At 56.9% G+C, this 22,233-nt stretch carries 20 protein-coding genes and 2 pseudogenes; 12 read left to right on the top strand and 10 right to left on the bottom strand.

Annotated features, from left to right (window positions below; all coding sequences use genetic code 11):
• Positions 1-31: 31 nt before the first annotated feature.
• Positions 32-780, bottom strand: a pseudogene (locus ACLHDD_RS18785) (SDR family NAD(P)-dependent oxidoreductase).
• 197 nt (positions 781-977) lie between these two features.
• Here ACLHDD_RS18785 and ACLHDD_RS18780 point away from each other — a divergent pair.
• Together ACLHDD_RS18780 and ACLHDD_RS18775 are read left to right on the top strand one after the other, a co-directional pair.
• Entirely contained in the window at positions 978-1,880 is a 903-nt protein-coding gene (locus tag ACLHDD_RS18780; RefSeq protein WP_427105359.1) for a LysR substrate-binding domain-containing protein, read from the top strand.
• Positions 1,881-2,073: 193 nt separating this feature from the next.
• Positions 2,074-3,525, top strand: a complete 1,452-nt coding sequence (locus ACLHDD_RS18775) for a sugar porter family MFS transporter (RefSeq protein ID WP_427105358.1) — start codon at positions 2,074-2,076, stop codon at positions 3,523-3,525.
• A gap of 339 nt (positions 3,526-3,864) precedes the next feature.
• Here the strand turns inward: ACLHDD_RS18775 and ACLHDD_RS18770 are convergent, their stop codons facing one another.
• The 3 genes from ACLHDD_RS18770 to ACLHDD_RS18760 form a co-directional block, all read right to left on the bottom strand.
• Positions 3,865-4,719, bottom strand: coding sequence for an oxidoreductase (locus tag ACLHDD_RS18770; RefSeq protein ID WP_427105357.1), 855 nt, complete (start codon positions 4,717-4,719; stop codon positions 3,865-3,867).
• 187 nt (positions 4,720-4,906) lie between these two features.
• On the bottom strand, positions 4,907-9,436 hold the full coding sequence (locus ACLHDD_RS18765; protein WP_427105356.1) for an ATP-dependent helicase: 4,530 nt from the start codon (positions 9,434-9,436) through the stop codon (positions 4,907-4,909).
• A 108-nt stretch (positions 9,437-9,544) separates the two neighbouring features.
• Positions 9,545-10,738, bottom strand: a complete 1,194-nt coding sequence (locus tag ACLHDD_RS18760) for an MFS transporter (RefSeq protein ID WP_427105355.1) — start codon at positions 10,736-10,738, stop codon at positions 9,545-9,547.
• Positions 10,739-11,194: 456 nt separating this feature from the next.
• Here ACLHDD_RS18760 and ACLHDD_RS18755 point away from each other — a divergent pair, with 456 nt between their 5' ends.
• Positions 11,195-11,587, top strand: a complete 393-nt coding sequence (locus tag ACLHDD_RS18755) for a VOC family protein (protein ID WP_427105354.1) — start codon at positions 11,195-11,197, stop codon at positions 11,585-11,587.
• A 114-nt stretch (positions 11,588-11,701) separates the two neighbouring features.
• Here ACLHDD_RS18755 and ACLHDD_RS18750 read toward each other — a convergent pair whose 3' ends face one another.
• Positions 11,702-12,319 carry a pyridoxamine 5'-phosphate oxidase family protein gene (locus ACLHDD_RS18750; protein ID WP_427105353.1) on the bottom strand — a complete coding sequence of 206 codons (618 nt, stop codon included), beginning with the start codon at positions 12,317-12,319 and terminating at the stop codon, positions 11,702-11,704.
• A gap of 300 nt (positions 12,320-12,619) precedes the next feature.
• On the opposite strand from ACLHDD_RS18750, the gene ACLHDD_RS18745 reads away from it, so the two are divergent.
• Together ACLHDD_RS18745 and ACLHDD_RS18740 are read left to right on the top strand one after the other, a co-directional pair.
• Positions 12,620-13,207: a GNAT family N-acetyltransferase gene (locus ACLHDD_RS18745; RefSeq protein ID WP_427105647.1), complete on the top strand. Its 588-nt coding sequence runs from the start codon at positions 12,620-12,622 to the stop codon at positions 13,205-13,207.
• A 135-nt stretch (positions 13,208-13,342) separates the two neighbouring features.
• Entirely contained in the window at positions 13,343-13,888 is a 546-nt protein-coding gene (locus ACLHDD_RS18740; protein ID WP_427105352.1) for a TetR/AcrR family transcriptional regulator, read from the top strand.
• Between the two features lie 7 nt (positions 13,889-13,895).
• On the opposite strand, the gene ACLHDD_RS18735 is transcribed toward ACLHDD_RS18740, so the two are convergent.
• The gene (locus tag ACLHDD_RS18735; RefSeq protein WP_427105351.1) at positions 13,896-14,777 is read right to left on the bottom strand and encodes a LysR substrate-binding domain-containing protein; all 882 of its coding nucleotides are present in this window, start codon (positions 14,775-14,777) and stop codon (positions 13,896-13,898) included.
• Between the two features lie 96 nt (positions 14,778-14,873).
• Between ACLHDD_RS18735 and ACLHDD_RS18730 the strand changes: the two genes are divergently transcribed.
• From ACLHDD_RS18730 to ACLHDD_RS18720, 3 genes are read left to right on the top strand one after another with little or no spacing between them, the layout of a single operon-like run.
• Complete coding sequence (locus tag ACLHDD_RS18730; RefSeq protein ID WP_427105350.1) at positions 14,874-15,194, top strand: carboxymuconolactone decarboxylase family protein; 321 nt, start codon at positions 14,874-14,876, stop codon at positions 15,192-15,194.
• Positions 15,176-15,565: a tautomerase family protein gene (locus ACLHDD_RS18725; protein WP_427105349.1), complete on the top strand. Its 390-nt coding sequence runs from the start codon at positions 15,176-15,178 to the stop codon at positions 15,563-15,565. The genes ACLHDD_RS18730 and ACLHDD_RS18725 overlap by 19 nt, the downstream gene beginning before the upstream one ends.
• Positions 15,562-16,089 carry a DUF4865 family protein gene (locus ACLHDD_RS18720; protein WP_427105348.1) on the top strand — a complete coding sequence of 176 codons (528 nt, stop codon included), beginning with the start codon at positions 15,562-15,564 and terminating at the stop codon, positions 16,087-16,089. Before ACLHDD_RS18725 ends, ACLHDD_RS18720 begins: the two co-directional genes overlap by 4 nt.
• 90 nt (positions 16,090-16,179) lie before the next feature.
• Here the strand turns inward: ACLHDD_RS18720 and ACLHDD_RS18715 are convergent, their stop codons facing one another.
• Together ACLHDD_RS18715 and ACLHDD_RS18710 are read right to left on the bottom strand one after the other, a co-directional pair.
• On the bottom strand, positions 16,180-17,067 hold the full coding sequence (locus ACLHDD_RS18715) for a benzoate transporter (RefSeq protein WP_427105347.1): 888 nt from the start codon (positions 17,065-17,067) through the stop codon (positions 16,180-16,182).
• Between the two features lie 212 nt (positions 17,068-17,279).
• Positions 17,280-17,600: a hypothetical protein gene (locus ACLHDD_RS18710; protein WP_427105346.1), complete on the bottom strand. Its 321-nt coding sequence runs from the start codon at positions 17,598-17,600 to the stop codon at positions 17,280-17,282.
• Between the two features lie 360 nt (positions 17,601-17,960).
• Between ACLHDD_RS18710 and ACLHDD_RS18705 the strand changes: the two genes are divergently transcribed.
• The 3 genes from ACLHDD_RS18705 to ACLHDD_RS18695 all read left to right on the top strand — a co-directional run bounded on the left by ACLHDD_RS18705 (position 17,961) and on the right by ACLHDD_RS18695 (position 19,967).
• Complete coding sequence (locus ACLHDD_RS18705; RefSeq protein ID WP_427105345.1) at positions 17,961-18,653, top strand: aspartate/glutamate racemase family protein; 693 nt, start codon at positions 17,961-17,963, stop codon at positions 18,651-18,653.
• Positions 18,654-18,686: 33 nt separating this feature from the next.
• Positions 18,687-19,016, top strand: a complete 330-nt coding sequence (locus ACLHDD_RS18700; RefSeq protein WP_427105344.1) for a DHCW motif cupin fold protein — start codon at positions 18,687-18,689, stop codon at positions 19,014-19,016.
• Between the two features lie 210 nt (positions 19,017-19,226).
• A complete protein-coding gene (locus ACLHDD_RS18695) occupies positions 19,227-19,967 on the top strand; it encodes a YoaK family protein (RefSeq protein ID WP_427105343.1) in 741 nt (246 codons plus the stop codon).
• A 40-nt stretch (positions 19,968-20,007) separates the two neighbouring features.
• Here ACLHDD_RS18695 and ACLHDD_RS18690 read toward each other — a convergent pair whose 3' ends face one another.
• Positions 20,008-20,730 (bottom strand): SDR family oxidoreductase, encoded by a 723-nt coding sequence (locus tag ACLHDD_RS18690; RefSeq protein WP_427105342.1) that lies wholly within the window; start codon positions 20,728-20,730, stop codon positions 20,008-20,010.
• A 99-nt stretch (positions 20,731-20,829) separates the two neighbouring features.
• Here ACLHDD_RS18690 and ACLHDD_RS18685 point away from each other — a divergent pair, with 99 nt between their 5' ends.
• Positions 20,830-21,717: a LysR family transcriptional regulator gene (locus ACLHDD_RS18685; RefSeq protein WP_427105341.1), complete on the top strand. Its 888-nt coding sequence runs from the start codon at positions 20,830-20,832 to the stop codon at positions 21,715-21,717.
• Positions 21,718-21,760: 43 nt separating this feature from the next.
• Here the strand turns inward: ACLHDD_RS18685 and ACLHDD_RS18680 are convergent.
• A pseudogene (locus tag ACLHDD_RS18680) lies at positions 21,761-22,131 on the bottom strand ((R)-mandelonitrile lyase).
• Positions 22,132-22,233: the final 102 nt, after the last annotated feature.

Raw genomic sequence — 22,233 nt, 5'->3', positions numbered from 1 at the left:
CACCGGATGTGCGGGCAGGGAAGGGCGTTGCTTAATGAATTAGCATGCCGCCGTTCACATCCAGCGTGATGCCGGTGAGATAGACTGAGAGATCGCTGGCAAGAAACAGCGCCGCGCTGGCAACGTCGCTGGCCGTACCCAGACGGCCAAGCGGTATGCTGTCGATGATGGCATGTCGGCGTTCATCCTGAAGTAAGCCGCCCGTAATGTCCGTCTGGATCAGACCGGGCGTCAGGGCGTTGATGCGGATCTGGTCCGGACCAAACTCGCGCGCCATCGCTTTGGTCAGACCGAGCACGCCCGCCTTCGCTGCACTGTAGTGCGGGCCACCGAAAATTCCGCCGCCGCGCTGAGCCGACACGGACGAAAGGCAGATAATGCTGCCGTTTTGCTGCTGCTGCATGGTTGGGATTACCGCCTGGGACATCAGCAGCGTGCCACGCAGATTTACGTCAAGGATCCGGTTGTAGTCGCTCAGGCCAATCTCCAGCGTCTTCACCGGCTGCGTGATGCCTGCGTTGTTGACCAGCACATCAATGCGCCCGTAATGCGCAAGGATCTGATCAACGGCCTGCCGGATGAGAGGGGGTCGGTCACATCGGCCGCCAGACCGAGATGTCCCTCTCCGCACAACAGGGCGCTGGCCTGCGCGGCCTGCAGATCTAAATCAAGCACCACAACACGCGCACCATGCTGAGCAAAGCAGGCCGCCGTCGCCCGGCCAATACCGCGTTCGGAGGCGGCTCCGGTAATAATCGCAACTTTATTTTCAAGTAACATGATCCACTCCAGAAGAATAATTATTAGTGGTTCGGTATCGCTACCGGTAGGGTCATAATCAGAATTGATAACGTGGTGAAAATTGGCAATGCAAAAAAATTCATTTGATGCTGAATAAATTTGCTGGTTTGATGCAGTTAACAGTTTTGCAATAAAGAAACAGGCACCTGTCACAAAGTTCCGGAGTGGAGAGGCAGATGGAAAAGCAGTCTGATCACTTACCTTCAATAAAAGCGCTGCAGGTTTTTGAGCAGGTTGCTCATTTCGGTAATGTGGCGCGTGCGGCTGAGGAACTCAATATTACACCCTCAGCGGCCAGTCATCAGCTGGCTAAACTGGAACGGGAACTGGGCTGTATTCTGTTTAATCGCTCGGCCAAAGGGGTGACGCTGACGCTCTCGGGTGAGCATTATCTGCGGGAGATCGGTCCACTTTTGCTGGGGCTGGCGCAGGCGACGGCACGTATCAGCCACGAGAGCGCCCGTAGCAATCTGCGGATACACTGTGCGCCCAGCTTCGGGCTCCTGTGGCTGTTGCCGCGTATTCATAAGTTCCAGGCGAGCTATCCGGAGTTTCAGCTTACCCTCTCCTGCTCTTACGAAAACCTCTCCTTCAGCCGTGATAATATTGACCTGGCGATACGCCACGGTTTCCCGGACTGGAAAGCTTTTGAGATCAAAACGATTCGCCATGAGCGCATGTCGGTTCTGGCGTCACCGGCCTATCTGGCACAGCATCCGGTTCAGCAGCCGTCAGATCTGCGTCACCATGCGCTGATCTTATCGGAATCGCCGCTGATTCAGTGGCCGCAGTGGTTTGCCTCCCAGCAGTTACCTCAGCCGGATAAGGAGTGGTTGTTTCGCTTTGACCGCTCCTATATGAGCCTTGAAGCGGCAATGCTGGGCCACGGTCTGATTTTTGAGAGTGAACTGCTGGCAGAAGCGTATCTGCGCAGCGGAAAGCTGGTCAGGGTATTTCCTGAAAAAGAGAGCCAGCCCGTCAGCGCCCATCATCTGGTTTTTCCGCGCGGATTTGCCCGGTTTCCCCGCATTGCCTATTTTCTTGACTGGATTCAGGATGAGCTGAAAGCGATGCCCTGAAATAAATTTCATTCAGTTACTGTTTTTATGGTTTATTTCTTCTTTTTTTCCTGCCGGATATTAACTGCGTATTGCTCATGCCAGTTTAAAAATAGCGTCTACACTTCTTTACCCAATCGGCAAATATGTTCCATTTCTATTCCGTATGAAATTTAACCATCCTGATGTTTAACTTATTAATGGCAGGGATATTATGAGTGCAAATACACCAGATTCTGGTGATGCAGGTGATCACGCGCCTGCGGATACGGTACGCCAGCGTATTTTCTTAGTGGTGCTGGTGGCGACAATGGGGGCGCTGGCCTTTGGTTATGACACCGGGATTATTTCGGGCGCACTGCCCTATATGACCTCACCGCCGGATCAGGGCGGGCTGGGACTTAACGCCTTTACGGAAGGACTCGTCGCCTCTTCGCTGGTGTTCGGAGCCGCCATTGGCTCCTTCCTGAGTGGTTTCTTCTCTGACCGTTTTGGCCGCCGTATTACGCTGCGCAGCCTGGCGGTGATCTTTGTGCTGGGTTCGCTGGGCACGGCGCTGGCACCCTCTGTCAACGTTATGGTGGCGATGCGCTTCCTGCTAGGTATCGCAGTGGGCGGTGGCTCGTCAACCGTGCCCGTGTTTATCGCTGAAATCGCCGGACCGCGACTGCGGGCGCCGCTGGTCAGCCGCAACGAACTGATGATCGTGACCGGCCAGCTGGTGGCCTATGTCGCCAGTACGCTGCTAAGCTATCTGCTGCACGATGAACATCTGTGGCGTTACATGCTGGCGATTGCAATGGTGCCGGGTCTGCTGCTGTTTATCGGCACCTTCTTCGTACCGGCTTCGCCGCACTGGCTGGTGGCGGAAGGGCGTCTGCGCGAGGCGAAAAAAATCCTGAAATATCTACGTGAAACGCCGCGCGAAGTCCGTCATGAAATGGCACAGATGAAGAAGCAGGCCAGGGCAGCAGAACGCGGTCCGGATGCAAAAACCCTGATCTGTGAGAAATGGGTGATTCGTCTGATGATCATTGGTGTCGGTCTGGGCTTTGTCGCGCAGTTCACCGGGGTTAATGGCTTTATGTATTATACGCCGATCATTCTTAAGTCCACTGGTCTGGGCACCAGCGCCTCGATTGCCGCCACTATCGGCAACGGGGTGGTGTCCGTGCTGGCGACCTTTGTTGGTATCTGGGCCATCAGCCGCTTTCCGCGTCGTACGATGCTGATTACCGGCCTGTGTCTGGTGATCACCGCGCAGATTCTGCTGGGTGGTGTACTGACTTTTATGAGTTCCAGCCTGATGCAGAGCTATCTGGCTCTGGCCTGTATTCTGCTGTTCCTGTTCTGCATGCAGATGTGTATTTCACCAGTCTACTGGCTGATGATGTCGGAGCTGTTCCCGATGCAGCTGCGCGGTGTGCTGACCGGTGGAGCAGTTTCGCTGCAGTGGATATTTAATGCGGTGGTCGCCTTTGGCTTCCCACCGGTTATGGAATATGCCGGCAGCACAACCTTCTTTATCTTTGCCGCTATCAATGTGGGTTCACTAATCTTTGTCATGGCGATGGTCCCTGAAACGCGGGGCAAGAGTCTGGAAGAGATTGAAACGCACATGAAAGAGAAGTTTGGTGAAAAACCGAAAGAGGCTGAAGCCGTTTAATCCCTTACCGGATTTAGCCCAACGCTGAATCCGGTTTTTTATCGGCTCTCTCCGACGCACCTGCCTTCATTCTGTCATCCTGCAAACCTTCAATGTTCACTGTAAAGGGCAGATCAGGGCGCGCTCAACGCTGGCGATTTCAGGCTGAAATCGCCAGCGCCGGGCAGTAAAATCGCGGCTGATTACACCTGGAAAGGCCCGTGAAACGGGCATCTTCTCCACCAGTCTCCCAGCGAAATCCATTTTCTTTCGCCAGACGTTTGCCAACTGAAAAGGGCCGCTGTCTTTCAGCTCGGGATGTGACGGCATCACGTCCTTGTTACCTTTCCCCATGACAGATTACAGAGCATTCAACGTCGTCATCACCTCATCCGACAGCGTCAGTTCACTGCTGGCCAGGTTCTCGCGCAGATGTTCCGGTGAAGAGGTGCCGGGAATCAGCAGGATGTTGGGTGAGCGGCGCAGCAGCCACGCCAGCGCGACCTGCATCGGCGTGGCATCCAGTGAGGCTGCAACGTCATTAAGCTGTGCCAGCTTAAGCGGCGCAAAGCCGCCCAGCGGGAAAAATGGCACCCAGGCAATACCCTGCTGTGCCAGGCTGTCCACCAGTTCATCATCCTGACGGTGTGCGAGGTTATACATATTCTGCACGCAGACAATGGGCGTTATCGCTTGGGCTTCAGCGATCTGGGTAGCCGTGACGTTACTCAGGCCAATGTGCCGGATGAGTCCCCGATCCTTTAAGGCCAGCAGCGCTTCCAGCTGCGGGGCAAGCGAGCCCTCTTTGGGTCTGGCCGGATGAAGCATGCTGCGCAGATTCACTACTTCAATCACGTCCAGCCCCAGGTGACGCAGATTATCTTCTACGGCCTGCGTCAGCGCCTCCGGCTCCATGGCCGCATGCCAGCCCCCTTTGGCATCACGCCGGGCGCCAACTTTGGTTACAATGCACAAATCCTGCGGATAGGGATAGAGGCTCTTCTTGATTAACAGGTTCGTTTCGTGCGGGCCATAAAAATCGCTGGTATCGATATGATTGACCCCTGCTTCAATCGCGTCGCGCAGAACCTGCATGGCACGGGCTTCATCTTTTACCGGCCCGAACACGCCCGGTCCGGCGAGCTGCATTGCGCCAAAGCCAATACGGTTAACGTCACGATCGCCTAACTGAAAAGTCATGGTGCTGTTTGACATGAGAACCTCCTGCGTGGGTGTAGATCAAGTGTAATGGTGATTCAGCAGGGCAACTATCTGGTGTCGTCAGGAGAGCGAAATAATCGGAGTTTTTTGAGTGAAAGATCGTGCATGAGGCGGAAGCGTTCAGCCTGCGGGCCGATCCTGGATGACCGCGCAGGCGTTCGCCGATATACCGTAATCTGCGCTAGCGGTACCAGCTGAACCCTTGCGGCACCCGGGAAAAACCAGCGTGGCGCAGCGCATTAAACAGGGGCGAGTGTGATACCGGATAACCCGCCACCGTTTCCAGCGTAAAGCTCGCAGGTTTTTCCCGTTTCAGCGACGCGCCCAGCGCGGCAACCGCGGCTTCCAGCTGTGTGACATCGTCACTGAACGTCAGTAACTCTTTGCCGCCTGGCGTCAGATAGAGTATCAGCGCACCGTCCGCAATGACCACCCGCGCTCCCGGACGGCGGGCAGGCCGGGTAGCGCTGGCGTGTGACGGCCAGCCGAGCATCGCACCAAACGGATTCGCCGGATCAGAGGCCGCCAGCACGACGGCCTCCGTCGCAGCCCCGTATTCTTCTGCCAGCTGCCGCAGCCGATCGATGGTCTGATGATCGGCAAACTGAGCGCCGCCTGCTCCGGCGACAAACCGGCCCCGCAGCAGCCGCCCGGCATCTTCCATGCCGCGCAATACTGGCTGCAGGGCCGGAAAGCCGCCGGGGACCTGTTCTGAAACGACACAGCCGCGGGTGATGACCCCATAGCGGTCCAGCAGATTCTCCGCCAGCGACAGGGCCTGCCGGGCAGGCGCAACCGCCTGTCGCACTATCCGCGACCAGCGTCCGGGCAGCGTGCTGATCATTGGCCGCCGTGCGGGTAGTGCGCCTGCCGTAAAGCGGTGACCAGAACGGCTGCGCAGCGTCCGCGTCGGACGTGAACGTGTCACGCCTGGTGTGCTCAGACGGCCGCGCACGGCAATCCAGCTGTCGGCGGTGACGTAACCCTGCCAGACCAGTTGCCATAGTGCGTCATTGATATCCGCAGGTGCCGGCGCACGTGCTTCCATTTTCGCCATCAGCTCATGAGCAAACCATGCACCTCCCTGGCTGAGTGCGTCGGAAAGGGCCTGCTGTAGCGGGGACAGATGAGACGGGACAGCCTGCAGCGGCAGCGTTTCTGCAGCAAACTCAGAGAGGTGAAAAGAGATCAGCCCATCATTGTGGCCCAGCGCTTTATGTCCGTACCAGATCACCTCGCCACGGGCTAACAGTTCGTCGAGCATCGCCGGCTGGTAGTCGGCGATCCGGGCTGGCAGGATCTGCGACTCCCACAGCGAGGCCGGAAGCGGCACGCCAGCCAGCTGTTCGATCACCCGCAGCAGCCCGCTGGCACCCTGGTTTTCTTCACGCTGCTGGTCATGTAAACCGTGCTGCGCCAGCAGCAGGCGAACCCAGGCGGAAGGCGGCACTGGCCGGGTTGCCTCGCGAGCTGATTGCAGTGAACGTAAGCGGAGGCGTCTGAAGTTCTCCGCTGTGACCCACTCTGTTTCTGCCGCCTCTGCTGCCGCACCGATATTCATCAGATGGCCCTGTGAATGCAGGGCGCGCAGCCGTTCGTCTGCCACGGCGGTGCCCAGCCCGAAGTGTGTCGCAAGCTGTCGGGTTGAGAACAGCGCATGCGTGCGGGCGTAGCGGTTGATCAGATCGCCCAGGGGATCGGCCACCGATGTCAGAAAGGTTTCAGGCAGATCATCCGGCAGCGCGCAGGCCAGCGCATCGCGCAGGCGACCGGCATCTTCGATCACCGCCCAGCGTGCTTCTCCGGCGACAGTGACCGGAATAATCCGCCGGGCAGCCGCAAGCTGCTTGATGGCCGGGGTCATCGCTTCAGGGTTGCCGGAAAAGCGGGCCGCGATATCTGCAGCGGAGAGCGGGCCCAGGTCGCGCAGCAGATCGATGATGCCTTCCGTATGCGAGGCCTGATAGCGGGGATCGCGGCGTTGCAGTTCCTGTTCCGCCTGTTTAACGGCCTCCGCGTTGAGCAGGTCGCGTTTCGGTGTCTGGCCGAGCAGCTCACCCAGCAGGCTATTGTCGAGCGTCAGCAATGAGGCCTGCCGTTCCGCCTGTGGGGCATCGCTGGCGTAGATGAACTCCGAGACGTAGCCAAATAAAAGTGGTGCGGCGAAAGGGGAGGGGTGAGTGGTCATCACCTCAACCATGCTGACGCGCTCCTCTGCCACCTGGTTCATTAGCGCATGCAGCGCAGGCAGGTCATAGACATCCTGCAGACATTCGCGGGCGGTTTCGATCAGAATGGGGAAATCGTCATGCTGCTGAGCAACGGCCAGCAGCTGACCGGCACGCAGTCGCTGCTGCCAGAGCGGCGACCGCTTACCTGGATTACGCCCCGGCAGCAGCAGCGCCCTTGTGGCGCATTCCCGAAAACGGGCGGCAAACAGCGCCGACTGGCCGACGCTTTCCGTCACATAGCGCAAGAGCGTATCCGCGTCAAAGATAAACAGGTCAGCGCCAGGCAAATCGCGTTCACTGGCGGGAAAGTGGGCGACGATGCCGTCATCGCTGGCGGCAACAGAGGCATCGACACCCCAGCGTTGCCGGATGCGGGCGCCGATCGCCAGCGCCCAGGGCGCATTGACCCGTTTTCCCCACGGTGAATGCAGGATCACTCGCCAGTCGCCGATGTCGTCCCGGCAGCGTTCAATCAGCAGCGTCTGATCATCCGGCACGACGCCGGTAGCGGCACGCTGTTCGGCGACCAGCGCCAGCAGATTACTAACGGCCTGTGGGTTCAGCCCCAGCGCGCTGAGCCGGGCTGCGGCCTCCTCAGGCGGCCGCCGGTTCAGCTGACGCAGAAACATGCCGAAGCGGGCGCCCGAGTCGGCGCTGCGGCCCGCTCCTTCACCGCGCCAGAACGGCAGGCGGGCGGGACGGCCCGGTGCAGGCACCACCACCACCTGATCATGGGTGATCTGCTGAATCCGCCAGGATGTTGCGCCCAGAGTGACGACATCATTGACTCGCGACTCATAAACCATTTCCTCATCCAGCTCGCCCACGCGCCGTGAACCCGCCTGCTCTTCACCTTCCGGCAGGATGACACTGAATGTGCCCCGATCGGGAATGGTGCCACCGCTGGTTACAGCCAGTTTCTGCGCACCAGGACGTGGTGTCAGCAGACCGCTTTCGCGATCCCACACCAGCTGCGGCCTGAGCTGAGCAAACGCATCTGACGGAAATTTTCCAGCCAGCATATCAAGCGTCGCATCAAACAACCGGCGTGGCAGCGTGCGAAATGGATCGGCCTGGCGCACCCGTGCAAACCAGCTGTCGGCCTGCAGGCTGTCCATGGCCACCGCCGCCAGCGTCTGCTGTGCCAGAATATCCAGCGGATTACGTGGTGGAGTCAGCGCCTCCAGCTGACCGGTCTGCATCAGCTCGAGCGTGACGGCCGCATCCAGCAGATCGCGTCGGGTGCGGGGAAGCAGGATCCCGGCCGATACACCGCCAACCTGATGCCCGGCCCGTCCCACCCGCTGTAGCGCGCTGGTGACTGACAGTGGCGCGCCAACCTGAATCACCAGATCTACCGGGCCCATATCAATGCCCAGCTCCAGGCTTGAGGTCGCCACCACACAGCGCACGCTGCCCTGTTTCAGCGTAGCTTCAATTTCGCTTCGCTGCTCTCTGGAAACGGATCCGTGATGCGAGCGGGCGATCAGGATGTCGTTCGCGTCGTGATCGCTGTCACTATCGTCAGACGGCCCGCGCCTGGCAAGGTAGCGAGCGTTCAGCCGCGCTGTCAGTTTCTCCGCCAGCCCCCGCGAATTGACAAAGACAAGCGTGGCGCGATGCGCCATGACCTGCTGCAGGATGCGCGTCTCGATGTGTGGCCAGATCGAACCGCCAGACGCGGCGGATTTAGCGACTGGATCTTCCGCATCCGCGATGTCGGTCATATCGTCGACAGGCACCTCGATCGTCAGCTGCAGCGTACGGCTGGCGGCCGGATTGACAACCTGAACAGGCTGATTACCGCCCAGAAAGGCCGCGACCCGTTCAATCGGCTGCACGGTGGCGGAAAGCCCGATGCGCTGGGCGGGCTGAGGTAGCAACGCATCCAGCCGCTCCAGACTCAGCGCCAGCTGCGATCCCCGTTTTGACCCCGCCACCGCATGCACCTCATCAATGATTATTGTCGTCACCCCCTGTAGCGTTGTCCGGGCTTTTGAGGTCAGCATCAGAAACAGCGACTCCGGGGTGGTGATAAGAATATCGGGCGGGCGACGCAGCAGCCTGGCACGCTCTGCGCCGGGTGTATCACCAGAACGCATGCCGACGTTCAGGGTAATGGCGGACTCATTCATTGCTGCACGACGGGCGCTGACCCCGGCCAGTGGCAGCGTCAGGTTACGCTGCACGTCAGCCGCCAGCGCCTTTACCGGTGAAATATAGAGAATTCGGGTGGTCTTTTCACGCGCGGGAGCGGGATCTTCCGTTCTGACCCTGAACAGGGTGTCAATGGCGGTCAGAAAGGCCGCCAGCGTTTTCCCGGAGCCGGTAGGGGCGATGACCAGAGCATGTTCGCCGCGGGCGATGGCCTCCCAGGCCGCCAGCTGCACCGGCGTCGGGGTGGCAAAGGCGGCAGAAAACCACTGCCGCGTGGCAACTGAAAAACGGGCTAAGATCGCCTCTGACCGGGATGTTGGCATCACACTCATGGCATTGTGCATCCACTGCGCCTGAAATCAATCCGTTGAGTGTATGTGAAAATTCCGCTTCAGGGGCGCTGCCCCCGTAATTGGATCTGTCAGGCGATGTCAGGAACCAGGCGCGCCCGCGAATGCACGCCCTCTGATGGCCAGCAGCGACATCAGTGCCAGTACAATCAGCGTCATGCCGTAATACCAGGCGGTCTGGTTCAGTCCGATATGGGGCGCAGCGATACCGGCGGCAATAGCGGGTAGGGCAAAGGCGAGATAACTTTTCACTAAAAAGGCCGCGAACAGACCGGCGCGCTCATGCCCTTCAGCCAGCGGCAAAATGATTTTCAGCACGCTGGAAAAAATTGATCCGAATCCCTGGCCCGCAATCGCCGTGCCGACGTAGAGCCAGGCCACGCTGTGCAGAGAGAGGCCGCTCAGGGTAACCGTGACGCCGGTTATCAGCATCAGCGTCCCGATAACCAGTGCGCGTGCGGGCGGAAGCAGACGGAAGAGTAACACCGCAGCCGTTGCGCTCAGCATCAGCGTGGCGACAACCGATCCGCCGATAAGCGGTGAGGTCAGCCCGGTGGCACTGGCGACCATGCCAGGCATCAGAGAAAGATAGAAGCCGCCCAGCATCCAGGTGGCGATATTCACCGGGGTCACCTTCAACAGCGGGCCCAGCGCACGGCGCGGTATGCTGACCTGAGGACGCAGCGCGGCCAGAACACCCGGCTGAGGCGTGATGGTTTCCGGTATCAGAGGGATGAGCGCCATGGCTGCCAGCATCGTCAACAGTAAGAGCGCATAGAGCGTCACGGTAGGATAGGGAGCGAAGCTCACCAGAAATCCCCCTGCCAGCGTGCCCAGCGTCATTCCCAGAAAGGCTGTAAAGGAGTTCAGCAGTGGCCCGCGGGTTTTGCTGGCGTCAATCAGGCTGGCACCAAAGGTTGGCAGGGCAATGCCGGTCGCAAAACCCTGCACCAGCCGGGCAGTAATCAGCGTCGTCGCCGAGCTGGCCAGCATGAAAACTACCAGCGCAAGCGCATTCATCGCCAGGGCCAGCAGCATCAGTGGTCGCCGCCCGGTGAAGTCCGATACTTTCCCTATCGTCAGCAGCGCAGCCAGCAGGGCAAAAGCGTAGGCGCCAAAGACCAGCGTCAGCATGGGCGGCGACAGATGGAACAGCGTGCGGTAGAGCGGATAAAGCGGCGTGGGTGCACTGCTGGTCGCTGAAATCAGTACTGCGCCGGTAAAGCTGAAAAGTGTGGTGCGGGTGGCGGCTGCAGGCGTCAGGGCAGGGTTCATAACGATCACCTTAATGCAAAATATTAGCTTTAAGGTATACGGCTAACCGTGTCTTAATGCAATATCTTTGCTTTAACAAATCCTGCTGTGGAAATAACGTTATGGAAGATCCTAAAAATGATACGCAATGTGGCCGGGCACCAGGTTGGTTCAGCGTCAGGCGTGTTGCGATCGCAGAGATGCAGAAAGCCGGATGAAAGAATCTATACGCAGCGCATGCAAGCTAATGATGAAGGCCACTCAGTCTTTCGACATGTGCTGCTCATTCTCATGGCAAAACGGAAAGAGGTTTCCAGGAAAACGTGTCAGACAGGGCGCTGATGAAACATTAAACCCGCAGAATCCTTTCCCTGTGCCGGGGTAATGAGGAAAAATTTTGTGGTGTCGTGTGCGCATCGGGTTGTTAAGCAGGGAAAATCTGGCGAATATGATTTAAAACAATCAGGGTGCGGCAAAATGAAAATCGATAAGATTGACCATATCCATGTGTATGTTGAAAACATTGAGCTGGCCGAACAGTGGTACAAGGCTATCCTGGGTTTTTCTCGCGATGAGTCCCTCTTTTTCTGGTTTGAACAGGGCGGGCCGCGGGTGATCCGTAATCACGGGGCATCCCTCTCCCTTTTCCTCAGAAAATCTCAGCATCCGGGCCATACGGTGGCTTTCAGGGTGGCGGCCCGGTCTATAAGCGAACTGATTCCGGCCCTGAGGCAGCATAACATTCCCTTCAGCGTCAGTGATCATGAGGTTTCAGTCTCAGTTTATTTCCGCGATCTCAGCGATAACAAAATTGAAGTCACCACCTACGATTACATTAATGCGAAGCAACGGCTTGTGAGTTTCGTTTAAAACCCCATTCTAACTATTGGCGCCTTCCTGGCTGCCCGTCAGGTTTGTGCCGGCATCTCGCCACGTCAGCCCCAGACCTTCGCCGCTCGTGAGATTACCAGACCAGAACGATACTCAGTACAAAGAGTTCTTCAGCCTTTCCGGCAGGGCTTTGTCATAAGCATCCCCATCGATCTCTGCAATCTGTTTCAGAATCGAACCTGTGCTGGGCAGGGCCTGGCGGGCTATCTGAGTGTCGGCCTTCCAGAGTCCGGCGCGAATAATGGCGCGACTGCACTGGAAGAACACGCTCTCCACGCTGATGCGCAGAACAGTTCCGGGCTGCTGATTGTTGACGGCAAACCGCTCCAGCAGTGCCGGATCGGTGCTGATCGACGCCGTGCCGTTTACCCGCAACGTCTCACCAATACCGGGGATAAGAAACAGCAGCGCAACCCGATTGTCATGCAGAATATTGCGCAGGCTGTCGATACGGTTATTTCCCCGCCGATCGGGTAACAGCAGCGTATTCTCATCCTGGATTTCAATGAACCCGGCCGGATCGCCACGCGGGGAAACATCCAGTCCTTCCGGCCCTGAGGTCGCCAGCGCCACAAAAGGTGAAGCTTCAATGAACGGGCGATAGGCGGGATGAATATAAGGGGTGACCTTTGCAACAGAAGGGCGGGCGACGCTGCCATAAAGACTTTCGAGTTCCGTCAGTTCAGTGATGATGCTGTTATCTTCAGTCATTCGAATCCTCTCTGCTGATTATTCCATGCTTCGGGCCGCCAGAGATGACAGACGAAGAAGCGGCATCTGGCTTTAACATAACATTAACACTAATGGCATCACCGCCGGAACTGTGGCACTGTGGTTTGTGATCGTCGTTCAGTATGGGGCTGGCAAAAACCCTTCCAAACAGCCCACTACCGGATTGACCGTTTTACCGGTTGCCCGACGCACGCTTCACTGATGGGCCACTTTACACAGACGGGCGGCAGAAAAGGTCGCTGAGACAGCATGAATTTCAGTACCCGCAAGGAGCAGTCGATGTATTGGGAGTCAGAGCGTTTGCTTTACCGTTTTACCCTTCGTGACGATCTGGACGATCTCTTCAGAATTTTTGGCGACCCTGAGACGCACAGATTTAACCCGATGGGGCCGTGGACTGACAAGTCTCACGCCGTTCACTCAATGGCGCTGAGGTTACAGAGCTACCAGGATGATGGATTCGGCGACTGGACCATTTTTGAGAAAGCACGCCCGGAGAAAATCATTGGCTTTGGCGGCGTGTTCAGAAGCCGGTTTGAGGGTCATCCGACCAATAATCTCGGTTACCGGTTTGAACCGGAAGCCTGGGGCAAAGGCTACGCGACCGAGCTTTCGCTCAGAGCCATTCGATACGGATTTGAAGAGGCCGGTCTGAGCAACATTACGGGAGTCGTGCGGGAAAACCATCTGGCATCGCGCCGGGTGCTGGAAAAAGCAGGCTTAACTTTTCTGAAGAAGGTAAACGATCTTAAAGACCTGCCGCCGAGCCTGATGTATACCCTGAGCCGTCGTGACTGGCTGTTGACGAACAAGGATAGAGCGACGTCAGACCAATTTCTGTCCGCAAAACCTGGACGGAGCCAGTAACAAGTTATTTTTGCGTCAGACACCGTTTAGCACTCTTTACAGCCTGCTCAGCCTGAGATGCGGTACACTGCCGCTATCTGTTAATGCAACTTCGTTGCTTTAAAATGATCCGGATGGCTAAAGCAGGAGAAAGAGATGGCGAAGGAGATGATTCGTCAGGGTGGACGCAGCGCACGTATCCAGGCTGAGGTGCACGCGACGGTAAACCGGTTGCTGGAAACGCACGATCGTTCAGCCATTACGGTGCCGATGATTGCAGAACAGGCTGGTGTCACGCCCTCTACGATTTATCGCCGCTGGGGCGATCTGGCCCAGCTGCTGGCAGATGTAGCCCTGGCGCGAATGCGGCCGATCGCTGAACCGGAGGATACCGGCTCGACGACGGGCGATCTGAACGTCTTTATCCAGCAATATGTGGAGGAGATGTCGTCAAAGGTCGGCCGTGAAATGCTGGCCGATATAATCGGCAGTCACGCAGAACAGGCCAGCCAGCGATGCTGTGGCTTCACCTATCAGCATCTTGAAACGCTTAACAATCGTGCGCTGGCGCGGGGAGAAACGGGATTTAACGTTGATCGCGTGGTCGATGGCGTCGTCGCGCCCGTTATGTTTCATATCCTTTTCGGCGACCGCGATCTCTCTGCGGAATATTGCTCGTCGCTGATCCAGCGGGCTTTGTGAATCGCCGTCAGCCTGCCACAAAGGGCAGGGCGGCGTCTGCAATCAGATGCTGCAACAGTGCACGTGCCGGATCGTTTTCCTGGTCGGTGCAGGCCAGCGCAATATCCAGCGAGCCGGGCGCAGGCAGATGCCGGGATTCCACCACAAGCGTCTCCGGCAATCCGGCGCGGGTGCGAAGCGTCATCCCCAGCCCGGCCTGGAGTGCAGCCCAGATGCCGCTCAGGCTGTGGCTGGTAAACACTACACGCCATGGAATAGCGGCCCGATCCAGTGCCTCGGTGGCGCGGGATCGCATTACACAGGGCGCATCGAAAACCACCAGCGGCAGCGGCTCCCCGCGCTGCAAATAGCCCGCCAGGTCAAATGCCGGATGCTGTATCCAGGCTAACGGACAGTGACCGATCAGCTGGGTACCACGCTGTCGTTCAGTCTGCCAGAGCAACGCCAGGTCCAGTTCATTACGCGCCAGCGCCGTGAGCAGCGCCTGATTGCGGTCAACCCGAGCCGTCAGCATGACATCCGGATGCTGGCGGTTAAAAGCACCGAGAATGTCGGGCATCAGGGCTTCGCCAAAATCCTCCTGCATGCCGATGCGGATTTCCCCCTGTAGCGCTTCGCCTTTTACCGCCCGCAGTGTCTCATCGTTCAGCGCCAGCAGGCGTCTGGCATAGCTCATCAGTTGTTCGCCGCTGCGGGTCAGTTGCAGATGCCGCCCTTTTTTCATCACCAGCGCCGAGCCGCATTGCTGTTCAAGCTTTTTCAGCTGCGCACTGACGGCGGAGGCGGATCGGCAGAGACGCTGTGCGGCCAGGGCGAAGCTGCCTGCATCCATTCCCGCGACAAAACTGCGCAACGCATCCATATCCAGCGATTCAGGTAGCCTGTTCATCATCGTCCTGCAAAAGTGAAGGGTGAGTGCTGATTAATTTGATTTTCAGGATGGTTATCCCGGGAGACACTCTGTCTGACCACGGAGGAGTGTGCAATGAAAAAGTCACTGAACAAAGAAACACTGGCGATCAGGGCGCCGAAACTGGCTGAACTGACCCGGCAGGTGCTGTTTGACGATATCTGGCAGCGTGATCAGCTGTCAGCGCGTGAACGCAGCCTGCTGACGCTGGCAACCCTGACAGCGCTGGGACGCGTTGAGCAGATTCCCTGGCATATCCGTTTTGCCCACCAGAACGGGCTGACCCATGATGAGCTGGTAGAAAGTTTCACGCATCTGGCGTTTTATGCGGGCTGGCCTGCCGCGGTTACCGCGCTGAATTATCTGGAGGACAACGTATGCCCATCAGCCGAATAACCCTGCGTCAGGGCTACAGCGATGCGGCACTGCGTCAGCTCTCCCGGCTGCTGCAGCAGACGCTGGTGGCGGAATTTGATGTTCCCGGGCAGGACTGCTTTCAGATGATTGAGATGCTGCCTGCCGTTCAGCGGGTATTCGACCCTAACTATCTCAGCGGCGGCCGCAGTGACGACTTTGTGCTGTTTCAGATCACGGCAGGCAAGCCACGCTCCCGACGGCAGAAGCAGCAGTTTTACCATTCACTCTGCTCCGCGCTGCAGAGGGAGATGGGAATCGATCCCGATGATGTGATGATCGTTATTCAGTTTAACAGCACCGAAGAGTGGAGCTTCAGCGGCGGCCGGATGCTGGCTCAGGAGGCGTTATGATTGTAATGCACTACCGTTTTACTTTGCCTGCCGACTATGACATGGGCATCATCGAACATCGGATCAGAGAGAATGGCGCAAGGCTGGATGGCTTTCCTGGGCTGATAGCCAAGGCATATCTTTATGCCTGCCGTGAGGAGGGGGGCCCTGAGGAAAATCGTTATGCACCGATCTATTTCTGGCAGGAGGCAGGGGCGATGCAGCGTTTCCTGCAGTCGCCCGGCTTCGCCGCGCTGGTCCGCGATTTTGGCTGGCCGACGCCTGAATGCTGGCTGGCTTCTGAGGATCAGTCCCCCATCCCGGATTTGGCCGAAGCCTGCTTTATGATGCTCAATCGCTGGACGATACCGCCTCATACCGATCTTATGGCGCTGCCGGAGAGATCCGGCTTCTGCGCCTGGGATGTTACCCGCTGGCAGGGTATAACTCTCCATGCGTCCTCTCAGCGTTCTGCCGGTTTTCAGGAAGCTTATCGCATTGGCTACCTGGCGCGCGGCGCGGCCGCGTCAGCACTGCAGCTCTGACGCTCGTCGCTCAGAGGGCAAGTATGGCCTCAATCTCAATGCGCAGGTCCGGAGAGAACAGCCCGCTGAGTGCGGGCTGAAACAATGTGCTTAACGTTTGATGAAGTCATTAAACCGGGCCTGATTAGCGACCAGCCAGGCAGGCATATATTCCGGCGTGACTGGCCTGATCACCATTTTCCGGGGCCGGTTCCAGATATCAACATTCTGCTCAACACAGCGACGGATATGGTCCGGATTATTAAACTCCGGAAGATTGTTTTCCGTGTGGGAAATTGTCGCCATTTTCTCGCTGATTCGGGCATCAGTCATGACCCATGAAAAGTGCCAGCCAGCATCCTTTATCGTGCGGGTGCGAACCTTGAGCAGTTTCCAGCGCCACCAGCTATCCCTGATGGGCGTCCCCTTACGTTTTACATTTCGCAGCAGCTCTGGCTGGCTGCGGAAGAAGTGCTTCAGGTGCTTCATCGTGGTCATCTTTGGCAGACGGCACAGACGTGCGGAGCCATCCTCGTTGAGCACCTGAACATTAAATTTAAAGTTATAAAAATTCTGATAGAGCGTTGTGCAAAGGTAGCGCGGGCTAAACTGTTTCAGGGCTTCCGGACGGGGGATTTCGTCAACGTCTGAAACCAGAATGATGTCGTCATCCTGGGCGAAGTTCAGGCCACGCATAATCGCGTTACGGGCGATTGTCTCGTTTTCCCATGGATCAGTTTCACCCGCTTTTACGACGGAGCTGCCAGACACGAACGTATGCTGATAAATAGTCGGCACAGCGTCATTGACCACATAAATAATCTTGTCACGAAAAGCGGCAAATTTTTCGATATCGAAGTGAAGTCTGTCACGGCGCCTGCCGGTAAAGGTATACAGGGATTCCACGACAACAAACCGGTCAACGTGTTCATAAAGCGTATTCAGGCGAAGTTCTAACAGCATGTCTTCGTCGTAATAGAGGAAACAATCGTAAATCATCAGAGGGAATACCTTCCTGGCATTATATAAATCGATATGCCGGAATTGTACCCCATACGTAAGCCCGGTTTTACAGTTTCCTTATGGTTGGACAGCCAGACCCGGAAATCTCCTCTAACAACGATAATAAAAGCGTCGACGAGTCATAAGCCCCACTTGTTATATCTGTAGGATTACGGCATGCCTGTTGACGACGCTCTCTGCCTCACGGATTAGCGATTCATTAACTGCCTGCAGGCTGAATTATCCTGCATGGCGCGCTGCTGCTCATCCGGTGTGAGATCCTGCCAGCGGCTAATGATGCGGCGACCCAGCGACGATTTGTAATGAATTTTCTGCAGGGCATAGTCGGAATTGCCGCCCTCAATGACATTGCGCATCTGCTGGTCAGCTGTCTGGTTATCATGATGATCAACCGCGCAGAACACCGCCACGTAATAGGCCTTATCTTCTTCGCTGTCATGGGGGAAAAACGACCAGGCGGCCAGGACAAGGATCAGTAGCAGAGGAAGGATGATTTTAAGTTTAGCCATTTGAGTCACCGGTTATCAGTCATTAAGTCAGCCGGGTTTGGCCAGACGCAGGGCGCATATCCTGCCACAGAATCTGCCTGCCGTTAACACCGTATGGCCACTGTTGAGGCAACGTTCAATTGATCACTTCCGATCGGTATTCCATGGAATGACGCATCCGTCAGTGCGTTCAGGGCAGCCTGACATTCGCATCTGTCCTGATGCAGAGCTCTCGCCAGCTGAAGCTTCCAGCCCGGCAGGCGAGCGCTGGGCGCAAGGTAATGCACGGCCTCTAATCAGGAAAGCGTAATGAATAAAGGCATTGCCGATTCAGGACAATCTGGCATGCTGAGATTCAAACCTCTTGATCCGGAGTGAGATGTGAAAGTCATTGGTCTGTTAGGTGGTATGTCATGGGAATCTACCGCCCTCTATTACCGCATTCTGAATCAGCAGGTGAAACAGCAACTGGGCGGTCTTCATTCGGCGGAGCTGGTGCTCTACAGCGTGGATTTTCAGCGCATCGAACAGCTTCAGGCTGCAGGTGAATGGCTGCAGGCAGGTGAAATCCTGGCGGAGGCGGCACGCAATCTTGAACGGGCGGGCGCGCAGTTTATCGTGCTCTGTACTAACACCATGCACAAAGTGGCCGGGCAAATCAGTGCCGCAACGACGATTCCGCTGTTGCATATCGCTGACGCTACCGGACGCCGTATCCGGCAGGCCGGCGTGCGTAAGGTCGGGTTGCTGGCAACGCGATTTACCATGGAGCAGGAATTTTATCGCGGGCGGCTCAAAGACCAGTTTGAAATTGAGGTCATTACCCCGGATGAAGCGGATCGAAAGTTCGTCCATGAGGTGATCTATCACGAGCTCTGTCTGGGCGAGATCAAGCCTGAATCGCGTCTGCGCTACCGGGCGATCATGCAGAAGCTGGAGGCGCAGGGCGCTGAAGCTATCATCCTTGGCTGCACTGAAATCACCCTGCTGGTGGATGCCACGGATGCCAGGGTACCGCTGTTTGATACCACTCTGATTCACGCGGAAGATGCGGTGATTCAGGCGCTGGCATAACGGATTTTCTGTCGCTTATTTCGGAGACATAGTATGAAAATTGAAAATCTGCCCTTTGGCCTGACGCACTGGGATCAGGTTGAAGTAACCATTCATCCCGGCGATCAGGGGCAGGCGACCTGGCGAACGGTCATGTTTAATCATATCCGGGTGCGGATGGTCGACTATTCACCCGGCTATGTCGCCGATCACTGGTGCACTAAAGGCCATATTCTGCTCTGCATGGCGGGCGAACTACACACTGAACTGGCTGATGGCCGGCAGTTTGTGCTGACGCCGGGCGTCAGTTATCAGGTGGCGGATAATGCCGAACCGCATCGCTCATCGACTGCCACCGGCGCGACCCTCTTTGTGGTTGACTGAGGTCAGAACCCGTCTGACCGCTGCGCTTATGTAAGTGAAACATCACGTCGTTGACATTATTAAAAGTAAACTGAAACTGCTTTATAAAAATCAGCAAAATTAATGGCTTATTTCGTCAGAGTATTCTGGTTCTGACAGGAATTATCGCTACCAGATTGTATGCTTAAAGTTTTTAAGGAACGTAATGCATTCATCTGATGGGGAAAACCTGTGCTGATAAAAAAGAAGAAAGTTCGTTCGCATACTGAAGACCGTTTGCTGGCGCTGGTGCTGGCCACCACGGCCGGTATTCTTAACGCCATGGCGCTGGGTGCTTTTGGATTTTTTCCATCGCACATGAGCGGTAATACCTCGCAGATCTCAGAGGAAGTGACCACCAGCGATGTTCATACCATGCTGTTTCTGATGGCGCTGATCGGTGCTTTTGTTATGGGGTGTACGGTTGCGCGGCTGGCAGTGGTAGTGGGCCATAAATACAAGCTACGCACCATCTTTTGTCTGATTATTCTGGCAGAGGGGGCAGCGCTGACGGCGGCTTCGATCTTCGAACTGATGTTCTACCGGCCAAGCTTTAATGGCGAAGTACTGGTGATACTCGGTTTCTTAATGGGGATCCACAATGCCACGTCGACGCAGCTCTCAAACGGACGCGTCAGATCCACGCATATCACGGGCACGCTGACCGATGCCGGTATCGCGCTGGGGTCGTGGATCTTTGCGCATACGTCACACGCCGTGCATCTTGAAACCGACGACCGTCGCTTCTTTCAGAAGGTGTTACATACACATCTGACCACGGTATTTTCGTTCCTGAGCGGCTGTATTGCCGGATTGCTGCTGTTCAGGGCTTATGGCTTTAACGCGATGGTGGGGCTGGGAATCTTCCTGATGCTGGTGGCGCTGACGGCGATTGCCATTACCGTACAGCGAACCCGAAAAATCCTTTACTGACCACCCGGCCCGATGCACTGCACATCGGGCCGTTTTTTTACTATTGAGTTCGGGTTGGCCGCACCACGATTTCGTTTACATCGACCTCATCGGGCTGTTCGATAGCGTATCGCACGGCGCGGCCAATGGCGTCCGGCTGCAACGCAATGGCGCGGTAATGCCGCATTGCCTCAGCGGCTGTCGGATCGGTGATGGTGGATGCCAGTTCGCTCTCGACCACGCCCGGATGCACACAGGTCACCCGCAGCTGGCTGTTCTCCTGTCGCAGTCCGTCGGAAATGGCGCGTACTGCAAACTTGGTCGCACAGTAGACTGCCGCTGTTGGCGACACAGCCAGCGCGCCTATCGAGGCAATATTAATGATGTGCCCACGCTGGCGGGCCAGCATAGTGGGCAGAACAGCTGCGACACCATAGAGTACGCCTTTAATATTGACGTCGATCATCTGTTCCCACTCTTCTACCCGCAGCGCTGCCATCGGCGAAAGTGGCATAATGCCCGCATTGTTGATTATCACATCGACCCGCCCCCATTTTTCCAGCGCAAAATTTACGAACTGTGTCACCTCATCACGGCGTGAAACGTCCACTGCCTTGATTGCGACCTCCGCTCCATTAAATCGCAGCTCTTCAGCCAGCGCCGCCAGACGATCTTCCCGTCGTGCGCCCAGCAGCAGAATAACCTGAGTTTTGGCCAGTTCACGCGCAATGCCTGCGCCGATGCCGCTTGAGGCGCCAGTGATTAAAATGACTTTCTTAGACATGGTGATTCTCCCGTTGAGTTGACACTGGCGATCATACGGCGGCTGGATTATAAAGATAATCCGCCTATTACTTCCTACACCGGTAACTCAGGCTAACCAATGACGACGGATAAAAATGCTTTAGAGATTTTTGTGAGAGTGGCGCAGACACAGAATTTCCGGCTGGCGGCAGAACAGCTTGGCGTCACGCGCCCGGCGATCAGCCAGAGTCTGCGTCGACTGGAAGATCGGCTTAACATCACCCTGATGCAGCGCACCACACGTTCGGTCAGGCTGACAGAAGCCGGGCAGCGACTCTATGCCGAGGTCGCACCAGCGATTGACCAGCTCAATCGCGCCGTGACAGACATTGCTGAACTGGCGGCTGAGCCACGCGGTCAGTTGCGGCTGGCCATCTCCTCAATTGCAGAGCGAATGCTGGGAGGCGAACTGCTGGCAGGCTTCATTACGGCTTATCCGCGCATTGAGCTGGATATTACTGTCACCGATGAGGAGTTTGACATTGTCGGGCAGGGCTATGACGCGGGAGTGAGGCTGGGGGAGGTAATAGCACAGGATATGATCGCGGTGCCGGTATCGCGGCCGCAGCGACAGGTGGCGGTCGCCTCACCTGACTATCTGGCGCGCGCGGGAACGCCGTCACACCCTCAGGATCTGGTTCATCATCGCTGCATAGGCTGGCGAAAAGGGCCGGGGCTGGCGCCCTATCGCTGGGAGTTTGCTGAGCAGGGGCGTGAATTTGATGTCGCCGTCAATCCACAACTCACCACCAACGATATGGGAATTATGATCCGCACGGCCTGCGCAGGCGGCGGCATCAGCTTTGGCATGGAAGAAACGTTTCAGCCCTGGATTATGCGCGGTGAACTAATAACACTGCTCAACGAGTGGCTGCCCACATTCGACGGCTTCTATCTCTACTTTCCCAGCCGCAAGAACCTGGCTCCCAAGATGCGGGCTTTGATCGATCACGTCAGGATAGCGTGAGCGGCGGTCAGCGATGATAGTGCACCTCGCTGACCTGCTCCGGTTACGTCACTGATAAACCCTTCAGGGACTGAGTCATGGCACCAGGGGTCATGGCACCAGGGGTCATGGCGTTATCCGGCGTGGCACCATGCCAGTGCGTCACATTCTCCGGTATCCGGACGGTTTATGCGCAGTTTATAACCTCAATGGCTTTTCCCTCACGCTGAATCCAGCCCTGGCCGTGCGTGACGTTCAGGGTCTGGTGGGGGGATGAGTATGCCGTGCGCGCACCCGGTGCGAAAATCACCGTCGCGCCGCTCACACGGGCAGGTTCAGTCGCCCGTAAGGGGGCATCAATCCGTACTCTGCCAGGAAAGTAGTCGGCAGGACTGTTTCGGGAGGCAGCGAACCACTGGTCGTTATTTTCGTCATTCGCGCCTGTTGTGGAGGTTAATGCATGGAATCATTAACTGGCCGCAGAGCCATTCGACTGTCCATTCAGTAAACGATGATGCGCTGCGCTCATGGAGGGTC

The organism is Pantoea sp. NSTU24 (assembly GCF_050157905.1).
In the GTDB taxonomy this organism is placed as follows: domain Bacteria; phylum Pseudomonadota; class Gammaproteobacteria; order Enterobacterales; family Enterobacteriaceae; genus Pantoea.
This window is presented reverse-complemented; position numbering and strand designations above follow the sequence as displayed.